Here is an 18954-nt window from a genome sequence, read left to right as displayed (position 1 = left end):
GACGTTTCCTCTACTTAGCAACGATGAGCCTTGTGATGAATAACCCTGAATTTAAAGCCATACATTCCTATAATGTGAAGGTTAAGAAGATAAAGAAAATGAAATCAATAATGAAACTGATCGGTAAACTAGCAAGGATTTTTGTAGGAATAGCACGACGAAACGAGTCTTACTGTCCAAATAAAATACAAGAATTAATCCCTTTAGCAGCTTAGAAATAAAACATTAGTTAATAAAATGTTTCAATTAAGATAGTCAACTTTAATTTTGAATGTTGTCTTATTCGTAGGATTTCAAATATGTACGGAGTACCAGGTTTCTTGAACAAAAGGGCACTGTGACCCATCAGGTTAGCATAACTGGCCTCCACCCCTTGGACAGGAATGACGAAGGAATGAGAGGGCGATTGACCCGTTGAGACATGGGAGGGAAAGCCTCCAGGGGCGGCGTGGAGATGTACATTATATGGAAAAATATGGAGTAGTAGCTAACTCCTTTATTTAACTATGCCTTCACGAAGCCAAATGATCTGAATTCATTCCAATTACCCGTCATTCTATTTATAGAGGTTATGAGATCCTGCGAATAAGTGAGCATTCAAGAGATATTCGTATCAAGCTGAGGGAGTGCAAGAAGGATCTACAGAAAAAATTAGGAATTCTTATTTATACATTCGTTTGCTAAGGATTTAGTGAGTATATGTTTAAAAACATTCATTGTTGCCTGTCTGAATATTTTCTTCAGAATCATAAAAGGTTCAGACCAGGATTAGGTGCGAACCCAATATTTCAAACAGGCTGTCATGTGTGTTTTAACAATTTGATCATCATACTCTTTCACTCTTTATTCCTATATGATAAATATTCTAAAAATTTCTTGGACGCAAGGGAAAGTGATTTTTGTTCTCTCATAGCAACACCAATATTTCTAAAAGCAGGAACCTCAAGCTCTTTCGCTATAATTTTGTGAGGAATACGCTGTAATATCAATTCTGGTAATATACTGATTCCTAGCCCATTTTCCACCATAGACATAATGGCATAGTCATCCCATGTTGTAAAATTAACATGCGGTGAAATATGGTGTCTCTCAAAAATTTCAGAGATTTCTGCTTTTGCCCCCTTTTCCAACAGCATAAACGGACTGTTCAGTAAGTCGTTGATGGGAAACTTTTCGCAATTAGCAAGAGGATGATTTTGTGGAATAACTACCAGCAAACGATCTTGTTCCAAAAAGATTGTTTCAAGTTCTGCATTTGTCGGTAGCCGCAAAAATCCAAAGTCAACACGCCCATTTAGGATCCAACTCTCAATTTCTGTATAATCACCAAGCAGAAATTCAAAATCTATCATTGGGTAATCCTTCTTAAAAATTTTAATAATGTTAGGGAGCCAATGAGATGCTACGCTGGAAAATGTCCCAATACGAATCATCGCAGATTCAAAATTATGTAAGTCTTCGATCTGCTTCATTAAGATTTGATACTCATTACAAATTCGCTTTAATTGGGGTAGTAACTTTAAACCATCTGAGGTTAAATTGATACCAGCCCGTCCTCTTTCAAAAAGGAAAATCCCCCATTCCTTTTCTAAATCGTTAATCATACGGCTAATCCCAGACTGTGAATAGTCCAATATTTCGGCAGCTTTTGTAAAACTACCCAATTCTACTGCTTTGACAAATGCCATATATTTTTGGATATTCATATCTCTTTCCTCATCCTATCTGGTTTTGTCATACATATCATGATATAAATTCGTTTTTGTAATGTATGTGACTATGATATATTTTTACTATTAATTATTCAAGTTAGGAAAGGAAAAGGTGTAAAACGATGTTTTTTGTGAGTGATATTATGGAAAAAGCTCCAGACAGCTACAAGTCTCATCTACAAGAAACGGTCTATGAATCATTGACAAAGTTACAGATTCCATTTGAACGAGTGAGTACAGATGAAGCAATTTCAATGGAGGACTGTATTGAGATCAATCAAAAATTGGATATGAAAATGGTAAAAACGCTGTTCCTCTGCAATAGTAAAAAGACAGAATTTTATTTATTTATAACGACCGCAGATAAACTATTCAAAGCAAAAGATTTCAGCAATTCACTCGGCATATCACGCGTCTCCTTTGCTCCTGCAGAACTAATGGAACAAATTCTGGGTGTAAAAATCGGAGCTGCTACTGTATTTGGTGTTTTAATGGACAGGGGAAATCTTGTGCAGGTGGTTTTCGATAAGGATGTTCTTTTGGAAGAGTGGTATGGATGTAGTGATGGAACGACAACCGAATATATGAAGGTCAAAACAGAGCTGATCGTCAATAACTTCCTAACCTATGCAAAGCACATTCCGAAAGTGATCGAAATATAAAAAAATGGGTGCAAACTGGATATCTTTGTTTAAAGCATACGCACAAATCGGTGAAGTATTGCTACCCTTGAATATTATTGAGGTCATTTGATCACTTATATTAAAAAACGGATTAAGAATCTGCGAAATATATTGCAGATTCGTAGGAGTAGACGATGAAATCTAAAATTCAGTTTATATTATCAATGATTATTTTCGGTACAATTGGTTTAGTTGTTCGAAACATTGATCTATCATCGAGCGAAAGAGCTTTACTAAGCAGTTTCCTAGGATGCTTATTTTTACTGCTAGTATTCTTCATGATTAAGAAAAAAATATCATGGAATTTAGTTAAATCTAATGCTTTATTTTTGATTCTTTCAGGTATTGCATTGGGAGGAAATTGGATTTTTCTTTATCAATCGTATGACCATACGACAATTGCCAATGCAACGCTAGGTTATTACTTTGCACCTGTGTTTGTGATGATTCTTTCTCCCTTTGTACTTCGGGAACAGTTATCCATTAAAAAAATTGTGTGTATTGGTGTAGCGATCATAAGTATGTTAATGATTGTAGGAGAAGGCGTGAGTGCATCCAGATCAGATGATATACTTGGACTTTCCTTTGGATTAATCGCAGCTGCATTTTATGCTGCGTTATTGCTTTTAAATAAATTTATTAAAGATATGGGAAAGTTAGAGCTGACCATCATTCAGCTTGGAACAACCACTTTACTTCTAATGCCATATGTTTTCCTTACTGAAGGCTTTGGTATCTTAGAAGTATCAGGTTCTTCCATTCCTTTTGTTTTAATTTTAGGGATTATCAATACAGGGATTGGATTTTGGTTATTTTTCTCTGGTATGGAAAAATTAAAAGGGCAGAGTATAGCTATGCTAAGTTATGTAGATCCATTTGTAGCTATATTGATTTCTGCAATTATCCTGAAAGAACAAATGACAATTGTTCAAATGCTTGGTGGTGTATTGCTATTAGGCTCTACATTTGTTAGTGAAACTAAATTTATTAGATTATACAAACAGAGCACAAAAATTTTATCGAAATAGTGATAAGATCAGTGGGGCATTTTTCACCACTGCTCTTATTTTATGTTATCTATAATAACTAAACTTTATTAATATCTTCATTCACTCTGGCTTATTGTGTTCATCTCAACGCTTGCTGCTACTTTCTTTTTATTCAAAGAACATATACAAAAGTCACTTTAGTTTAACCCACTGTTCTTTGTATTTTTATACTTAGAACAAAACATCACCATTATTATTTTATACAGAGAGAAAAATTGGAGGGGAACTTGTGAATCAAAAACGATTATTACTAACATATGGTTTATTATTTTTTGTCACGGCTATTTGGGGACTCAATATTGTTATAATTAAAGTATTGGTGGAAGATTTACCTCCACAAACAATGACGGCATTTCGAATTATGATGGCTGGGATTACAGCATTAATCATAATCGTAATTGGAAAATCCTTTCGTCGTTTATCGAAAAGGGAATGGATTTATACACTGCTCGGAATGTTATTTGGTGTCATTCTACATCACTCGCTTATAGCAGTAGGCTTAACAATGATTGATGCTTCTAATGCTTCTTTAATCCTCGCATTAGTACCGCTTACAACTGCAATACTTGCCGCACTCTTCTTAGGTGAGCAATTAACAAGGTGGCGAATGATAGGTATTATTCTCGCATTTACCGGTGTCTTTTTTATTCAAGGCGGTTCATTCATTAGTATGCAATTATCTAAAGGAGAACTGTATTTATTTATTGCCATGTTGGTCCAAGCCATTAGTTTTATTTTCGTAAAAAAAGCAACAGAAACACTTGATTCAAAACAGTTAACCACAATAATGTCCCTAGCAGGCTCAGTTGGTTTGTTGATCATCAGTTTTATAACTGAACCTGGGGGAGTCAATGAAATGACTTCTGCCTCTTTATTTATTTACTTTTTGTTTATCGTGTCAGGGGTGGTGTCAACAGGAGTGGGGTATATTGTTTTTTATGGAGCTATTCAGCAGATAGGGGCAGGGCAAGCCGCCTTATTTGATAACTTTGTTCCGTTTTTTGGTCTTGTATTCTCCGTACTTTTCTTAAATGAAACAATTACAGCTTCACAAATATTTGGATTTGTGTTTATTGTGGCTGGAGATTTATTTGGGACAGGTTATACTGAAAAACTATGGGCGAAAAAGCATATACGGATTAATAATCCAAAAAAGAGTGTAGGATAACCTACACTCTACCTAGTATTAGCAATTTGAGGTTTTTATTTCTCAACCTTGCGCAGAAAGATTGTTATGGATATTAATAAACCACTTTTTATGAAAATAAAGAACGACCATTAAACAAAATAAATAACCACTTAACCAACCAATTATGCTTGAACCTGACTTTTATCTTTTGACACATCCAGACCAACGATTGGATTCATTTTTAATTCTCCTCTCCAATTATTATTCACCGGTACCCCTAATCCTTCTTGCAGTATCATAGCTTTGCTTCTTATTCGAGTCTATGTCCCAACCAGTCTCAAACACGTTTCTTCAAGTAGGGGGCGAACTGTTTAGTTGACGGGATCCGAGTCCCACGGGCAGGTACGTTCTATCCTGGCTACTGTTATAATAAAACCATATAAAAAATGGTCAACCAGAAATATCTGGTGATCTTAAAATAGGAAAGGGCAACACTCCTGTAATAAAAGAAACTGTGAAAAGCACAAGAATGTGAAAAAATTCACTTAAGCTAACGGGTGCTTTTGTTGAAATTGGGATTGCGTCGTAGCAAGCCCCCTTTTTTTATTTGTAGACACTGAGCAAATACCTTTACAATTGTAAGCGCTTGCAAATATAATGTAATTAGGTCGGATGACAATGGTGGTCATCACGGTATTCAGCGTAGGCGGAGCTGATACTAACAGGAGCTATAAGCTCTATTTTTTTTGCAAAAAATTACCTATTTAACGGTGCTTTGTTAATTAAAAATGATGATCGTTGCAGAAGTCTTTTTGTTGTTGGACTATGGGGCAGGTTAATTTAATAACATTTTGAAACAAATCGTATAAAACATAAAAAATAAGCTATAATTCAGAAAAAAACTTTTCACTTGAAGGGAATGCAGTAAAGAAATAATGACTGAAAATCAGAAAACAGATGATAAAAAAAGAAAACTTATTGGGAGATTTATAGGAGATTTACAATATATACTTGAAATTAATTCGAAGTTAGGTCTACTAGATAAAACACTTAGTATAACCTGGGTTATAATCTTTGTCATTACACTCTTTATGGAACCATTATTAACTCCAAATTACCTGTTAAGAGTCTTCCCAACTTTAATGCTATCATTGTTTTGTATTATTATCTTGCTTCGAAAAGAATTTGGATTAAAGCGTTTTATCCATCTTTCCTTAACAATTTTAATGATGTTATTATCTCAGGAATGGGTTGATTTACCTTCTTATTTAAAACACGAGTATAAAGTTGTAGAAGGGATACCAAATAGGATTGAATTTAATGATTCTTCTAAAGGTAGGGACTATTGGGAAGTTGTAGTTAGAAATATTCCATTCTCTATGCAAAAGAATAGCATCAAAGAAGAATATTCCGATAGATGGTTTAGTATTCGTTATTTTCCTCACACTAAGTTTATTCTTGATTATAAAATCTTATCGAAAGAGGAAACACGAAAAAAATTACAAGCGTTTAAATAATATGTCTTGTTGAACTAACGGGTGCAAGAGTTGAAGATCCAGCTGCCATTCTTGGTGGCTTTTCTTATTGCACTATCCTGAAAATAAAAACGGCTGTGGGGGATTTTGGGCAATACGAAACTAGACCCAGTAAAATCTGTTTAAAAAAAGATCTGGGCTCTTAATTAACAATATATGTTGCCTTCATTAGGCTATAGCTTCAACCGTTACTTTACAACCAAGTACCTCTAGCCGTTTAATAGATTGTTTGATCACTATTTCTTTTTTTCGTCGATCAAAGTAATCTGCACCTAACTCAACATAAAGTTGCCTTTTGTTTAACAAATGATAAACAATCGTTAAAATGGTATGTCCAACCGCTACTGCTGCACGTTTTTTTCCAATTCTTGCTGCCAAGCGTTGATATTGGGAAGAAAGATAAGTGTTTTTAGTTTTTGCTGCTGAATGTGCTGCTTCAACAAGTGCCGCCCGCAGCTTTTTATTACCTTTTCTCGTTTTTTCGGACTTTTTTTTCCAGCACTTTCGTTATTACCAGGAACCATCCCTGCCCACGAACAAAGATGGGGGGCTGTAGGAAATTGCGAAGCAATGTCTTTTCCTAGTCCGATTTCAGCCAAAAGTTGTTCCGCATGGCTTCTACCTATGCCTGGAATAGAATCTAGTAATTCAATATCTTCCTCATAGGGTTGCATACGTTGCTGAACTTCTTCACTTAACATTATGATTTGTTGATCCAAAAAGTCGATATGTGAAAGCTGAGTTTTTAACATCATCTTTTGATGGAGTCCGACGGATCCGAATAAGGCACGTTCCAAATCATCCTTTTTCTTTTTCATGCTTCTTTTTGCCATTCCAGCTAATACTTGTGGATCTAACCTAATTGGGAACATAGCCTAGTAATCTCTTCTGAGTCATTCAGTGTTGCAGGTCTAATCATTATAATTTAATATCTGGGACATTTTTTAATGGCTTTTGAAGTGCATCCACAATGGCTGCGATGATACTTGTTGCTAAAATACCCATTAGACTTAGTGATATAGGACCTGCTGGGTCGTCTCCTGTGATTTTAGCAAGCACCTTTAAGCTTACTATTCCTAACAGAATGAGGAAAATGACTGTAAAAGCACATTTTTTTATAACCTTCAAAGATTTAAGGGATAATTCAGAGAAAGCATTGTTTTTTTCGATATAGGTTAGTAGTTTAAATGCTTGATACAACGCAACAGAAAACGTAATACAGAATCCATATGCACATACTAAAAAGGGGATTAGGAAATAAGCCGTATCTGGATGTACCTTTGCATCTTTAATGGCTATCTCAGGCAACCAATAGATACATAAAGCAAGCATCGCAATTCCAATCAGAAAAATAATTACCTTTAAGAAAGTGGTTGAACCTAGTTTAATATTCATTTAAAGCACCTCACTGATTTAATGACTTTAACACATAATTTATTGTTTTACAATAAACTCATATCGTCTTTAATTATATTATTATTGTTATTATTATATCCTTTTACTTATGACAAAAATAAAAAGAATTTCTCATTACAAAGAGATGCTCTTACTTTAAAATGTTAAATTTACAACTTGTTCAACAAAACTTCCAAATAGTTTCTTCTGCGAATTTCCACTACTTTTGCCCCGCCTATAAAATTCCCCCGAATGTTTAAATGGATTCAGATGTGATACTTCACAATCTTCTTTATGGAATTCATATTCAATCTCAATATTTTCAACTTTATTTAATGCTGCAAGTCGAGCGATTTCTTTTGCAACCGACCAATTAGAGCAAGGGACGCATGTACAATTCAAAGTTGTGCCTAATTTTGAACCAGTAGGGTCAGGATTGCATTGCATAGCCTGAGTATCATGCTTCGCACTTCCGACGTTTTTCTTCTCCACAACCAGTTGAAGGAAAAACCGTTATTATCGTAGCAATCATTGGAATTGTAATTAACACCCTTACAGCGTTATCTTTATGTCAGGAAGAAAGAACGACCTAAACATTCGTGGAGCCTTTATGCACATGGCTGCGGATGCCTTAGTTTCCCTTGGGGTAGTGATCGCTGGGTTTATTATTCTTTGGACAGGATGGCAATGGCTTGACCCTCTCGTAAGTCTTGTAATTTCTATTGTCATTCTATTTGGTACTTGGGGTTTATTGAAGGAATCAATTAATTTGTCACTGGATGCCGTACCAGAAGGTATTGATATTAATAAAATTAAGGATTATTTATGTGGATTACCAACGATTTTAGAAATTCATGACCTACATTTGTGGGGAATGAGTACAACAGAAGCAGCTTTAACAGTGCATTTAACTCGTTCTGAAATAGATGATAACGATGAGCTGCTTCAAAAATTAACGAAGGAATTACATGATCAATTTGGTATTGAACATGCTACCATTCAAATTGAAAAAGGAACATTTAGTTGTTCCTTGCAACCTGAAGGTACGATATAACTACAAGAGAAAACAGCAATTTCCATAGAGGAGTTGCTGTTCTTTTATTCGTGAGATGAGAAGTAAAATGCACAACTTCATTTTTTCAATAGGTTCACGACATGTTTTTCTAATGTTCTATCAGGTTTTATATTGCTAATTATGTTACTTAATCCAATGTTGTTGCTTCAAGACTATCCTGAAAATATAAGAAAATCGGTGCCTCCCAAAATGCCAAAGAACGAAAACAAACCATTTACATTAGTACGATATTTTTGGTTTTATTATTTGGGATACCTATCTTTATAACTTTGTTATTAAAACAGCAAATAGGGGATGGTATTATTATTAAACAATCGTTTATCCACTTGTTTGTGGTGTCTTATCCACATTTAATCTATTTGATTCACTGATTATCGATTGGCTAATTTTTAGTACGATCACTCCCAAATATTTAGTTTTAAAAGGGACGGAAGAAATGAGGAATTATTAAAATTACAGATTCCATTTTGGGGGATTTTTAAAAGGAGAAAAGATGTCTTTAGTTGCCAATCTCATTTTGGCGTTTATTTTAACCTGAATTTTCAAGAGAAACTCTATGGTTTTTTTACTTAATTATCCACGAAAGTTTCCCTTGACTTAAAAAATTTGTTATGTACAATTTATTTAAGATACATTGTCTGTGCTCCTTCATATAATTTATTACAAGTGAAAGAGATTTTTTTACTCAAAAAGTTGCCTTAATACAACATATTTAGTGTGTACCAATAAAAGGGGATGGAAATCATGAGCGACAATGCAAAAAAGCTGCCTTCGGCAGCTGAGAAAGGCTGGAGAAATAAAAGAACACAACCCACTTTACCTGAAGTTCATAGAAGTATTCACATTCCAAAGAATGGTTCTTGGATTAAAAAATTTCTTGCTTTTGCGGGACCAGGATACTTAGTTGCAGTGGGGTATATGGACCCAGGTAATTGGGCAACTGATATAGCAGGAGGTTCGTTATTTGGATATACGTTACTTTCTGTAATTTTATTATCAAATTTGATGGCAATTCTACTTCAAGCACTAGCTGGGAAGCTAGGAATTGTAACAGGAAGGGATTTAGCTCAAGCTTGTCGTGACCATTACAGTAAGCCAGTTGCAATGGGTTTGTGGATTTTATGTGAATTAGCGATAGCTGCGTGCGACTTAGCGGAAGTGATTGGTTCGGCAATTGCATTAAACCTTTTGTTTGGAATTCCGTTGATTTATGGTGTTATTATTACTGCTTTGGATGTCCTCGTTGTTCTACTGCTTCAAAATAAAGGCTTTAGGTTTATTGAATCGTTGGTGATTGTCTTAATTGTCACGATTGGAAGTTGTTTTGCAACTGAAATGTTTCTTTCTAAGCCTGATGTAGGTGGCATATTAAAAGGCTTTGTACCGAGTACCGAGATTATTAGTAACCCAACCATGCTATATATCGCGATCGGGATTTTAGGTGCAACAGTTATGCCACATAATTTGTACCTTCATTCCTCTATTGTTCAAACTAGAAAGTATTCACAAACCAATTTAGGAAAACGACAGGCTATTAAATATGCAACATGGGATTCAACTATTGCTTTATTCTTTGCCTTATTTATAAATGCTGCAATACTTATTCTTTCCGCTGCCACATTCCATAAAGCGGGAATGACGGAAGTGGCAGATATTAATGATGCTTATCATTTACTTACTCCGATTCTAGGGACGACAATCGGAAGCATCTTATTTGGGGTTGCGTTACTTGCTTCTGGTCAAAACTCAACATTAACAGGGACATTGGCTGGTCAAATTGTCATGGAAGGATTTTTAAATATTCGACTTCCTGCCTGGTTAAGAAGGCTTATTACCCGATTAATTGCTATTATCCCTGCTGTTATCGTAACTGGTCTTTATGGTGAAAGCGGAACAACGGAGCTTCTCATATTGAGTCAAGTGATATTGTCTTTACAACTTTCGTTTGCGGTAGTGCCTCTTATTAAATTTACTAGTGATAAGAAGAAAATGGGTGAGTTCGTTAATCCATTATGGCTAAAAATTCTGGCTTGGATTGTTGCGATCGTAATAATCAGCTTGAATGTATATTTACTTTATCAAACTTTTTTTGGTTAATTGATGTAAACGGTGAAAAAGCATAGGTTATTCCTATGCTTTTTTGTGCCCAATCATAAAATATGTTACTGGGTTTACATATTACTCCTTAACTCGACAAGAAGTATCAAGAGTCACATTAGCTTTCAAATTAGGGTTATAAGGCTATTTAAACAAATGGCATCCACGAAAGTTTTTAGGCTTTAAGTTTTAGTTTTAGATAAAAAATAATATAATTAGGATGAGATATTTAATTTATAATGGGAAGGAGTAACAAATGTTAGCAATAATATTAGCTGGCGTCGCTCCTGGCTTAGCTTTATTAAGTTATTTTTATTTAAGAGATAAGTATGAACCTGAACCAATTTCATTGGTGATTCGTACATTTATTTTCGGTGCATTGCTAATCTTTCCAATTTCATTTGTTGAATATATTTTTGAAACAGAAAACCTTATCAGAACTGATATTGGAACGGTTTTGTTTTCTTCTGGAATACTTGAGGAAATTTCTAAATGGTTAGTTCTATTTTTTGTTGCGTATCGAAATGCAGAATTTGATGAACCTTTTGATGGCATTGTTTATGGAACATCAGTTGCTTTGGGGTTCGCCACTGCTGAGAATATTGTATATTTGATTACTAATGGGGTAGATGACGCTCTTAACCGAGCGTTGTTACCTGTATCTAGCCATGCTTTATTTGGCGTTATTATGGGTTTTTACATGAGTAAAGTAAAATTTACTCAAGGAAAGAAACTATTTTTGATTGTTTTATCGTTAGTTGTTCCATCGGTCTTTCATGCAGTATTTAATTATTTAATGTTAAAAGAAGATTCATGGGTAATGACTATGACTCCATTTATGATTTTCCTATGGTTATTAGGGATGGAAAAAGTACGAAGGGCAGAATTTTTAAGTAAAAACCATTTTAAAAAAGAGCAAAGCTTCAAAAAAGGCTTTCTATAAACTAAGGAGTATAGAAGGTTAATTGTATTGTAATACTTAGTTCATAGATTATTAATAATTAATGTGTAATATAAATTTTGCAAACTAGGACAATTTGCAAGCTTTTTCAACCAACCCCTTTATTTTAAGGTTCGGCTGCCTGCCGAATCTTTTTATTTTTTGTGTGTGCATTTACACCTCTTTATGAAATTCAGAAACCTTCGAGAATCGTCTAAGCATGCGGTAATCCGCATATGTTTAATTGAAGATGCTCTAAAAAGGGGGGAACTGAATGATTGAAGAAATAAAATTAAGCTCATTTGTAGCATTGCTTATTTTTGGTGGGTTGTTTCTAGGCGGAAGTTCAATCCAATTCATGTTCCTTTTATTTAAAAGAAACATTATATATTTACAGCTTATTTGTGGAGGATTATTACTCGGATTATTTACATTTGAAATACTTCCAGAAGCGTTTAGTCAGTATCAAACAATAGGGATATTAACAGGAATTTCAATAGGGATTTTTATTATGTTTATCATTGAAGTTTTCCTGCATAATACCCCCTTTATACATAGAAACCATGAGGATACACTATATTTGTTATTGCTTGCTTTAATCATCCATAGCGTACCGACGGGGTTTACTTTTGGCATGAGCTTACAATCAGGACCTACGATAAATTATGGTTTATTGGTAGCTTTTATTCTCCATAACATTCCAGAAGGTATGATTATTATGGCAACAATTCCACTAAAAAGAGAAAAAAATAAATTATTCACCATTTTTTGTACTGTACTTTCCATTATCATAGGCATAAATATTTTCATAGGATTGAATATGAGAATGGATTCAATAAAGTGGAATACTGTTATGATGGGAATGACAATTGGAACGATGGGTTACGTTACATTTTATGAATTGCTTTGGAAGAAATCAAAAAACCTCCCTAAAGGAAAAGTAGCTTTATTGGTCGTTTTAGGAATGGTGGGTGTTCATTATTTCTTACTGCTTCTACCTACTCATCACTAAGGATGTAGCCGTGCTGTTATTGAGACCTTAAAGACATGCAATTACGTAATAAAACAACGGCAAAAATTATATTCTATTGCCGTTGTTTTATTGTTCGTGTGTCCAAGCGACTTCTTTACCAGTTTTGGGGCAACTTGGGAAATTATCTCCCTGTTGAAGTACCACATGTTCACCATCTGAATCAATATAATGCCCAGATTCCATAACAGTTTCTCCTGTCCGATGAACATGGCTTTCTTGTGTCCAAGTTGTTGCTTCTCCTGAAACAGGACAATTTGGAAATGTATCGCCTTGGTGAAGTTCCTTTTTAGTTCCACCTGCATCTAAATATTGTCCAGATTCCATTACCGTTTCACCTGTATGGTGATGGTCAGCGAAATGAGCCATGATCTATTCCTCCTTGTAAATTCGGATACAACAGTTATTTTTTCACTGACCATTAGTAATATACTTTCCGCAATTAGCACCAATACCAAAAAAAGTAAGTGTAAACCTTCCCAATACGGTATTCAGGGTGATGCTGAGACATTGTTTGACAATTTTATTTTAATTATTAATGATGATGTTCATGTTCCGTCGTGGAGCAAATGGCTGATTCGTCATGAGGGTGTTCTTCGTTTTCCAGCTGAATAGTGGAATGCCCGATTCCTTGATGTTTCAAGTTTACTTGAGTGTTTATTGATAAGGCAAAGGGGAATAGGCTTATTGTGGAGGAGCGATAAATCAGGTGTAAGAGGAAGCATTACCTGTTCTTGTTTTATAAATAAGAGTCCTTTACAGATATTTTATTAGGAAAATATCTGTAAAGTAAACTAATAAATAAATTATAACCTTGCCTTCAAATGGCAAGGTTTTTTAATACAATTTTTGCGGTACATCCGAGGGTTTGGCAACTTAGCCAAAGCATTCCCCTTTTTATTTATGTTTTAAAAGTTAATATTCACATTAGTGTAACTAATAAAAAAATCTCTAATTGACAATTATTATCAATGGAAATACAATAGTAAATATAAATGATATTGAAATTCGTTATCAATTGGGTGACTTTTCCAGGGGGATTGTTATGAGAAAAAATCTACTACTTATATTATCTATTATTGTATTAATATTAGGATTTGGCATACATAATCCTGTACTAGCAGCTGGAAGCTCCAGCGAGGATATTAAGAAAGCTGAAGTATCAATTGATCAAGCCATCGATTTTGCTTCTAAAGGGAACCTTTCGGATGCTCAAAAGTCTTATGATGAATTTAACAAAACTTGGAGACAAATTGAAGAAGGGATAAAAGGTGATTCAGCTACTGCTTACCGAGATATTGAGTCGAATATGGGAAAGGTAGTCTATGCTTTTACTCTTAAAAAACAAGACCAAGTTTTACAGGCTTTACAAGATTTAAAGGCTGTCAATGAAAAAGTTGCAAGTGGTGGATATTCAAAAGAAAGTGGTTTTAAGAAAGAAGATATTTCTTTAGATGATTTTATCTTGCTTCTCCAAGAAACAAAAAAGGAAGTTAAAGAGCAAAATCAAAATCAAGCACTTGAAGGCATTAAAAAGGCAAGTAGTAGCTGGTTAAGTGTAGAAGGAGTAGTGGTTGCACAATCTGCCTCCGTTTATAGTGATTCTGAAAGAGATTTGGTTACCATTCAAGCTATGCTTGCAGCTAATCCACCAAATTATAAAGCAGCTAATAAAACAATTGATAACATGGTAAAATACCTAACTCCTTTAGCTGATAAATCGAAGTACACCTACTGGGATGCAGCAATGATCCTTATACGTGAAGGTTTAGAAGCTTTACTTGTAGTAATTGCGCTTATGTCTTTTGTAAAGAAATCAGGAGAAGGTAAGGGAAAAGGTTGGATATGGACAGGGGTTTTATCGGGTCTAGGCATTAGTTTGATACTTGCAATCATTGTAAAATTTGTTATTTCATCTGGAGCGTTTGGTAATAATAATGCCCTTATTGGTGGATGGACAGGGGTATTTGCGGCAGTAATGTTGTTATATATGAGCTATTGGCTTCATAGCCAATCCAATATTGCTGATTGGAATCGGTATATTCGTGAAAAAAGCCAAACTGCATTAACAACAGGTAAACTTGTTTCGTTAGGGGTTCTTGCCTTTCTTGCTGTGTTTCGTGAAGGGACGGAAACCGTATTGTTTTATATTGGAATGGCAAGTCAAATAAAACTTCAGTCATTATTAATTGGTTTCCTCATTGGAGCAGCAATACTTGGGATCTTAGCCTATTTGATGATATATGTGGGATTGAAATTACCACTTCGCCCATTCTTTATGGTGTCTAGTGTTATCGTATTTTACCTCTGTATTAAGTTTACAGGAATGGGGATTCACAGCCTTCAATTAGCTGGATTAATCCAAACGACCAATTCCCAAAGCATACCAAGCATAGACTTTTTTGCACTCTACCCATCATGGGAAAGCACCATTCCTCAAATATTTCTAGTTCTTGGTGCAGTTATGATACTTTTATTAAAAAAATTTAAAAATAAAAAACTTATTGCGTTGAACAATAATAATATGGAAAGTAGGAAACTATCATGAAAAAGTTAACATCAATGGTCTTAGCAATCGGTCTTGGAAGTGCTTTAGTATTAGCGGGTTGTAGTTCAACTGATAGTAAAGTTTCTGATGGTGTAAATGAAATGTTAGATACAACGGAACAGTTATCAAAAGCTATTGATAGTAGAGACCAAGCAAAGGTAAAGGAAGTTGGACCAAAATTAGAAGATCAATGGTCTTCTTTTGAAGATGATGTTAAAAAGGATAACAAAGATTTATATGAGAAAATTGAAAAATACCTTGACCCAACAATAGCAGGTTCTGAAGCGGCAACTCTTGATAAAGAGGCGTTAGGTACCTTAAATGACCAACTGACTGATTCCTTGAAGGAATTAGCCGATAAAACCAAATAATTAATTTAAAAAACACCAACTTTCAGAAGTTGGTGTTTTTCTATTAAATTGCAAGACTCAGACAATGCGTTTACAAGTAGTTTTTTTTATAATTCGTAATACTTAGGTCCTGAATTTATTTAAAAACATCGAAATAGTGTAAATGCATATTTTCTGCACATTTTTGTTGTAAACTCTTCTTGAAAATAATTTAAGGAGGATAAAAATGAAAAGTAAAAAATTTGTTGTAGGAATTGTTACCTTAGTATTAGCGTTTTTGTTATCTGCTTGTACCAGTAATAGTAATCAGAACAGCAGTGATAAAAATATGAACATGGACCATAAAAATATGACTGAAATGAATCACTCTAGTTCGGGTGAAGTTCCTAAAGGGTTAAAAGAGGAAAAGAATCCAACCTATAAAGTTGGAAGTGAAGCAATTGTTCATAGTGAACACATGGAGGGCATGAACGGTGCAAAAGCAACGATTGTTGGTGCTTATGACACGATAGCATATGCAGTTACCTATACGCCCACAACTGAGGGAGAAAAAGTGAAAAACCATAAATGGGTTATTCAAGAGGAAATAAAAAATGCTGGTGATGAAGTTTTAAAACCTGGAACTGAAGTTACATTAGAAGCAGATCATATGGAAGGTATGATGGGAGCAACTGGTACCATCGATTCAGCAGAAAAAACCACAGTTTATATGATTGATTACACTCCAACTACTGGTGGAAAAAAGGTTAAAAATCATCAATGGGTAACGGAAAGTGAACTTTCAACCAAATAACAGGCTGTTTACTGGGGAATAGGGGTTGCGACGTAATCCCTATTTTTAACTACAAACGTTAAACCAGATTGCTATTCATCATCAGAACTCCATTTATACCCTACTCCCCAAATCGATTTCAAATGATGGTCAATTGGAAATCCAACATTTCGAAACTTCTCTCTGATGTTTCGTATATGGGAATCAATTGTTCGATCTTCCATTTCTATTTTAAAGCTCCAAATAGAGGAGATTAAATGTTCTCTTGAGAATACTTTATTTGGATTTTTCAAAAACAAACTTAATAATGAAAATTCCTTCGGTGTCATTGGGATTTGCTCATTTTTGTATTTAGCTATATAAGCACTTTCGTTTAATGTAATTCCCTTAAACTCCAATGGTATCTCCTGAACATTATTGTTCCTTCGCATTACAGCACTGTGACCGTTTGAAAGAGATGACACAGTTTTGCTTCATAAATTGGGACACTTTTTTCCAGTTAGAGACGTGCATTTTTATATGGAGGGGCGTGTATGATAGCCTCGGTCAATCATGCAGACCCATGTTTGGCTGTTTCTAGCAATTAATTTATGTATGACTTTGCAGTATCTTTATTAATCTTTATGAATCAATAATCAAAAAATGTATATAAGCTAATATTTATACAAATTTGTGAAGTTATGCTTGCTGCACTAACGAAGCAGGTTAGTTGTGCGAAATGGTTCTAGTTTAAATGGAGGATGGTCACATTTCTCTGGTAAAGGCTAGACAGTTCCTGTCGGAACTGAAGGATTATATCGAAGAATCAAATGATGGGGTAACGCCCTGAAGGGTTCTCTCTTAGTCGAATAGCACTAGATTTAGTAAGAATAATAGTGTTATAAGCTCGGCGAAAAGGCGTGAGAATTTACCGTAACAGGTTAAGCTGACGAAAGCCTACCCGATGGGGTGGTGTAAATCATGATGCTTGAGTTGAATGAATATGGTGAGAATGCAAATAAACCTAAAAGAAAAGGTTAAGCTGACGAACTTCTGAATGGTGCGAGACGTTGTTCTCAAAAATAAGGCTAATAACTTTATAGGGAGAGAACGGCTCTGAGTAGCTCAAATAAAAGTTACAAAGAGAACAACTTTTTCGATGAGAGAATGAAAAGATAGGGTAACGCCTTGAAGCTTCTCCAGTAAGATACCCTAACCTCCAGTCGATTGCAGTCGGCTAGGGCAACCATAGCTGGGTAATGAAGGTTGAAACTACCGAAGTGCCGATAAGGTAACCGAAAGCCAAAGGGAGTAATAAACCCAATGGAATTGTAGTGAATACTCTCTGTCGTTTAAATATGGTGAGAATGTCGTACCAACGGCTGACGAATCTCCGAAGGTAAACCTCGACAGAAGTACGGTTTAGAAATGAATCGGGCGTGAAAATATCGCTTGTCTAAAGGATTAAAATTTTCATTCGGAGAGTAAATCCTAACGCAGTTACAGGCTGCGGAGCTAGACACGGGGAAAAGGAGACACCTAAGTTGAAACAATGATAATCGGAAAGGAACGTCGGAAGCGGTCAACGTTGCTCGTTAGAGCGAGGGGCACTTCAAGTTAAACAGGAAACGTGTAAACGAGGGAACTGTTTTTAATGACCGATGAAAGTAGTGGCACAACCGATGACGGTTCTTGTAATGAGAGAAGGAGGAACAGCCACAAGTCGAAAATTATGGAAGGAATATCTATCATTCAATCCTTGCATGGATTCTGGTGAGACTCAAAAGGTCACCTAAATTCTCGTGAAGGAAGGTGATAGACCATGAATGAAAAATCTGCGGACAGGATACTCAAGGACAATAAAAACAGGCATGCAGAATACTATGGTATGCAAGCAGTGTTTGTTGAATTGTACAAAAAGTCTAACGAAGGGAAAAAGTTTAAACATCTCATGAGAATTATCACGTCAAAGGATAACATCCTTCTTGCTTACAGAAATATTAAGCGAAACAAAGGAAGTTACACACCTTCGGTGGATAGAATAACTATTGAGACGATTGAACGGATGTCCCAGAACCAACTTCTAAAGAAAATAGAAAATCGTTTTAACAACTACCAACCAAGCAAAGTTCGCAGGAAGGAAATTCCAAAACCAAATGGGAAAACGAGACCGCTCGGAATACCGTCGCTTTGGGATAGACTCATCCAACAATGTATATTGCAAGTCTTGGAACCAATCTGTGAAGCTAAATTTAACACTAGAAGCTACGGTTCTAGACCGAACAGAAGTGCAGAACACGCTATCGCAGATGCAAACTTCAAGATAAACCAAACAAACCTAATGTATGTGGTTGATGTGGACATTAAAGGTTTCTTCGATGAAGTAAATCATGTGAAACTGATGCGTCAATTATGGACGCTCGGGATACAAGACAAACAGCTACTTGTTATACTACGAAAGATATTAAGGGCACCAATACAATTGGAAGATGGGACAATCGTCAACCCAACAAAAGGAACCCCTCAAGGAGGTTTATGCTAAGCTTTGCATAAACCTCCTTATGCAAAGTAAAATATTATGCAAAGTAAACTTCCCAAACCCCAAAATATAAAGGTTAGTATCCCATTTACTTTGCATAATTTCTAGCCTATTTTAATTC

At 35.1% G+C, this 18954-nt stretch carries 19 protein-coding genes and 2 pseudogenes; 14 read left to right on the top strand and 7 right to left on the bottom strand.

The window, feature by feature from the left end:
- Window positions 1–215: pseudogene (locus J7E66_RS29935) on the top strand (IS110 family RNA-guided transposase); the annotation flags it as partial.
- A gap of 621 nt (window positions 216–836) precedes the next feature.
- Here J7E66_RS29935 and J7E66_RS29930 read toward each other — a convergent pair.
- Complete coding sequence (locus J7E66_RS29930; RefSeq protein WP_215007261.1) at window positions 837–1706, bottom strand: LysR family transcriptional regulator; 870 nt, start codon at window positions 1704–1706, stop codon at window positions 837–839.
- 128 nt (window positions 1707–1834) lie between these two features.
- Here J7E66_RS29930 and J7E66_RS29925 point away from each other — a divergent pair, with 128 nt between their 5' ends.
- The 4 genes from J7E66_RS29925 (at window position 1835) to J7E66_RS29910 (ending at window position 6090) form a co-directional block, all read left to right on the top strand.
- Entirely contained in the window at window positions 1835–2374 is a 540-nt protein-coding gene (locus J7E66_RS29925) for a prolyl-tRNA synthetase associated domain-containing protein (protein ID WP_215007258.1), read from the top strand.
- A 155-nt stretch (window positions 2375–2529) separates the two neighbouring features.
- A complete protein-coding gene (locus tag J7E66_RS29920) occupies window positions 2530–3423 on the top strand; it encodes a DMT family transporter (RefSeq protein WP_215007255.1) in 894 nt (297 codons plus the stop codon).
- 250 nt (window positions 3424–3673) lie between these two features.
- Complete coding sequence (locus J7E66_RS32710; protein WP_215007251.1) at window positions 3674–4612, top strand: DMT family transporter; 939 nt, start codon at window positions 3674–3676, stop codon at window positions 4610–4612.
- Window positions 4613–5508: 896 nt separating this feature from the next.
- Window positions 5509–6090 carry a hypothetical protein gene (locus tag J7E66_RS29910; protein ID WP_215007249.1) on the top strand — a complete coding sequence of 194 codons (582 nt, stop codon included), beginning with the start codon at window positions 5509–5511 and terminating at the stop codon, window positions 6088–6090.
- A 186-nt stretch (window positions 6091–6276) separates the two neighbouring features.
- Here the strand turns inward: J7E66_RS29910 and J7E66_RS29905 are convergent, their stop codons facing one another.
- The 4 genes from J7E66_RS29905 to J7E66_RS29890 form a co-directional block, all read right to left on the bottom strand.
- Entirely contained in the window at window positions 6277–6486 is a 210-nt protein-coding gene (locus J7E66_RS29905; RefSeq protein ID WP_215007247.1) for a hypothetical protein, read from the bottom strand.
- Window positions 6450–6980: a transposase gene (locus J7E66_RS29900; protein ID WP_215007245.1), complete on the bottom strand. Its 531-nt coding sequence runs from the start codon at window positions 6978–6980 to the stop codon at window positions 6450–6452. The genes J7E66_RS29905 and J7E66_RS29900 overlap by 37 nt, the downstream gene beginning before the upstream one ends.
- Before the next feature lie 46 nt (window positions 6981–7026).
- Window positions 7027–7503 (bottom strand): DUF2975 domain-containing protein, encoded by a 477-nt coding sequence (locus J7E66_RS29895; protein WP_215007243.1) that lies wholly within the window; start codon window positions 7501–7503, stop codon window positions 7027–7029.
- Window positions 7504–7659: 156 nt separating this feature from the next.
- On the bottom strand, window positions 7660–7995 hold the full coding sequence (locus J7E66_RS29890) for a hypothetical protein (RefSeq protein ID WP_215007241.1): 336 nt from the start codon (window positions 7993–7995) through the stop codon (window positions 7660–7662).
- A gap of 76 nt (window positions 7996–8071) precedes the next feature.
- On the opposite strand from J7E66_RS29890, the gene J7E66_RS29885 reads away from it, so the two are divergent.
- The 4 genes from J7E66_RS29885 to J7E66_RS29870 all read left to right on the top strand — a co-directional run bounded on the left by J7E66_RS29885 (window position 8072) and on the right by J7E66_RS29870 (window position 12627).
- Entirely contained in the window at window positions 8072–8557 is a 486-nt protein-coding gene (locus J7E66_RS29885; RefSeq protein ID WP_251033212.1) for a cation diffusion facilitator family transporter, read from the top strand.
- 765 nt (window positions 8558–9322) lie between these two features.
- Window positions 9323–10675: an Nramp family divalent metal transporter gene (locus tag J7E66_RS29880; protein ID WP_215007238.1), complete on the top strand. Its 1353-nt coding sequence runs from the start codon at window positions 9323–9325 to the stop codon at window positions 10673–10675.
- A 256-nt stretch (window positions 10676–10931) separates the two neighbouring features.
- Window positions 10932–11618, top strand: a complete 687-nt coding sequence (gene prsW, locus J7E66_RS29875; protein WP_215007234.1) for a glutamic-type intramembrane protease PrsW — start codon at window positions 10932–10934, stop codon at window positions 11616–11618.
- Between the two features lie 271 nt (window positions 11619–11889).
- Window positions 11890–12627 (top strand): ZIP family metal transporter, encoded by a 738-nt coding sequence (locus tag J7E66_RS29870; RefSeq protein WP_215007231.1) that lies wholly within the window; start codon window positions 11890–11892, stop codon window positions 12625–12627.
- An 87-nt stretch (window positions 12628–12714) separates the two neighbouring features.
- On the opposite strand, the gene J7E66_RS29865 is transcribed toward J7E66_RS29870, so the two are convergent.
- Window positions 12715–13014 carry a hypothetical protein gene (locus J7E66_RS29865; RefSeq protein WP_215007228.1) on the bottom strand — a complete coding sequence of 100 codons (300 nt, stop codon included), beginning with the start codon at window positions 13012–13014 and terminating at the stop codon, window positions 12715–12717.
- Here J7E66_RS29865 and J7E66_RS29860 point away from each other — a divergent pair.
- From J7E66_RS29860 to J7E66_RS29845, 4 genes are all read left to right on the top strand, one after another.
- Window positions 13006–13260: a hypothetical protein gene (locus tag J7E66_RS29860; protein ID WP_215007224.1), complete on the top strand. Its 255-nt coding sequence runs from the start codon at window positions 13006–13008 to the stop codon at window positions 13258–13260. The two genes, J7E66_RS29865 and J7E66_RS29860, sit on opposite strands and share 9 nt — an antisense overlap.
- Before the next feature lie 430 nt (window positions 13261–13690).
- A complete protein-coding gene (locus J7E66_RS29855; protein WP_215007221.1) occupies window positions 13691–15193 on the top strand; it encodes an FTR1 family iron permease in 1503 nt (500 codons plus the stop codon).
- Window positions 15190–15564, top strand: coding sequence for a hypothetical protein (locus tag J7E66_RS29850; RefSeq protein WP_215007217.1), 375 nt, complete (start codon window positions 15190–15192; stop codon window positions 15562–15564). The genes J7E66_RS29855 and J7E66_RS29850 overlap by 4 nt, the downstream gene beginning before the upstream one ends.
- 205 nt (window positions 15565–15769) lie before the next feature.
- On the top strand, window positions 15770–16336 hold the full coding sequence (locus J7E66_RS29845) for a YdhK family protein (protein ID WP_215007214.1): 567 nt from the start codon (window positions 15770–15772) through the stop codon (window positions 16334–16336).
- Between the two features lie 71 nt (window positions 16337–16407).
- On the opposite strand, the gene J7E66_RS29840 is transcribed toward J7E66_RS29845, so the two are convergent.
- The gene (locus J7E66_RS29840) at window positions 16408–16713 is read right to left on the bottom strand and encodes a winged helix-turn-helix domain-containing protein (protein WP_215007211.1); all 306 of its coding nucleotides are present in this window, start codon (window positions 16711–16713) and stop codon (window positions 16408–16410) included.
- Window positions 16714–18116: 1403 nt separating this feature from the next.
- Between J7E66_RS29840 and J7E66_RS29835 the strand changes: the two are divergent.
- Window positions 18117–18830, top strand: a pseudogene (locus J7E66_RS29835) (reverse transcriptase domain-containing protein); the annotation flags it as partial.
- Window positions 18831–18954 lie beyond the last annotated feature (124 nt).

The sequence above is a fragment of the Bacillus sp. ISL-7 genome, assembly GCF_018613065.1.
Note: the sequence above shows the minus strand (reverse complement) of the source record. Positions and strands in the feature narration are given on the sequence as shown.